The organism is Candidatus Phytoplasma stylosanthis (assembly GCF_032886435.1).
In the GTDB taxonomy this organism is placed as follows: Bacteria; Bacillota_I; Bacilli_A; order Acholeplasmatales; family Acholeplasmataceae; genus Phytoplasma; species Phytoplasma stylosanthis.
The window spans coordinates 1-1,832 of the sequence record NZ_JAUZJP010000032.1 but is presented as its reverse complement, the minus strand read 5'-3'; the positions used below and the strand labels follow the sequence as shown (position 1 = coordinate 1,832).

Below are 1,832 nucleotides of genomic sequence, written 5' to 3'. Positions count from 1 at the left end.
GGGAAGGAGCGTGATAACCATCTAAAGAAGCAGAAAAAAGATCTTTGATAAAAACAGCAGGTTCATAATTTTTCTTGGTTAAAACAGAAAAGAATAAATTAGCCTTGGGTTCTGTTTTTTTGCCATGTTCCATCGCTTCATTGGTCACAAAAGGTTTTTTAAAAAGTTTCTTTTTAATTAACTCTTCTTTGGTTTCATAAGGATTTAAACCCATAATGGTTCCGATTTCAGAAGCGTTAATATAATGTTGACGGTGTTTAAACCAAGCCCAACTATTTTGTTTTAAATCTATTTTTTTCATCTTTTTTCCTTTTTTTATTTCTCTCGAAAAGATAAAATATTTAAATCAAATCCTAAATTTACTTTCCCTGTTGGTCCTTGCCGATTCTTCGCTACTATTAATTCCGCAGAAACGACTTTGGTTGTCGTTTCAGTTCTATTTCTTTCATAATAATCTGGTCGATAAAGAAAAAACACCATATCAGCATCTTGTTCAATTGTTCCTGATTCTCTTAAATCAGATAAAAGAGGTCTTTTGTCTTCTCTTTTTTCGACTTCACGGGATAATTGAGAAAGGGCTAAAACAGGAACTTTTAATTCTTTAGCCATTTGTTTTAAACTGCGTGTAATGGAGGCTATTTCTTCTTGGCGATTATGAAATTTCAATGCCTGTGGTTCATGACTTTTGTTAATGAGTTGTAAATAATCAATTATCACTAGGTCTAATTGATTTTGACTTTTCATTTGACGACATTGAGAACGAATCTCTAACAGATTAGCACTGAAATTATCATGAAAAAAGAGATGATATTTTTTCAATTTAGTGGCACTAGCTTTCAATAAAGTGATTTCATGAGGATTTAAAAGACCTAATTGAATTTTTTTGTGTTCAATGCCGCTGGTAGAACTTAAGATTCTGGTTCCTAATTGTTCGTTAGCCATTTCTAAACTAAAGATTAAAATTTTTTTATTTGGTTCTTGACGAACAATATTTAAAGCCAATTCCGTCATTAAACTACTTTTCCCCATGGCAGGACGAGCTGCTAAGATAATTAATTCCTCAGGTTTAAAACCCAAAGTTAAATCATCTAAAGCTGAAAAACCTGTCCCCAAACCAATAATTTGATTTTCTCTATGTTGAACAGTTTTTTCTTCTACTGCTTGTAATAAAGTTTTGATATCAATAAACTTTTGATTTTTTTTCTTTTTAGCAATTTGAAATAATTTTTCTTCTACTGTATTTAAATAATTTTCAAAATCAATTTCTTGATTATTCATTCCTTCATGATAAAGACCAGAAAGGGTGACAATAACTTCTCTTTTCAAAGCAGCATTGGAGACAAAATCAATATAAGAATCCAAATGATAAATAGAAGGAATATTATGAGTTAATTGAAATAAATATTTTAAACCATGAGTTAATTTTTTATTTTCTTTTTCTAAAAAAGCGTTTACTGAAAAACAATCAATTTCTTTTTGTTCTTCTTTTAATTTTTTCATAGCTTCATAAATAGCTTGATGTTCCAAATTAAAAAAATCTTCTGTAGCTAATCGTTCCTGCACCATTGATATTCTTTGAGGATTTAAAAAGATAATCCCTAAAATGGATTGTTCCATTTCTAAATAGAAAGGCATTTGAAGAGAATTCATTTAACTAAGTTCCTTTCTGGGATGATCAAAAGAATAAAATTGACACATTTTTTTTAATCTATCAATCATTCTTAAAGCCCTCATTTTATCTTTTTCTCCTGGACCTATCATAAAATGTTGCATTAACTGAGCTAAATTAAAATTAGAACTGATAAAAGTATGTAATCCCTTTTCATAACGAG

Annotated in this window: 3 protein-coding genes; all 3 read right to left on the bottom strand. The window is 29.4% G+C overall.

Going from position 1 to position 1,832, the window contains the following annotated elements:
- The coding region (locus Q8777_RS02545; RefSeq protein WP_318749487.1) for a YqaJ viral recombinase family protein at positions 1-301 on the bottom strand (301 nt) is incomplete at its 3' end.
- A 14-nt stretch (positions 302-315) separates the two neighbouring features.
- On the bottom strand, positions 316-1,650 hold the full coding sequence (dnaB, locus tag Q8777_RS02540) for a replicative DNA helicase (protein ID WP_318749420.1): 1,335 nt from the start codon (positions 1,648-1,650) through the stop codon (positions 316-318).
- On the bottom strand, positions 1,651-1,832 hold a 182-nt coding region (locus tag Q8777_RS02535; protein ID WP_318749421.1), incomplete at its 5' end, for a hypothetical protein. It abuts the gene before it with no gap.

Bases quoted from the DNA above. Each gene is read 5' to 3' on its own strand.
- dnaB (WP_318749420.1), bottom strand. From the start codon at position 1,650: ATGAATTCTCTTCAAATGCCTTTCTATTTAGAAATGGAACAATCCATT.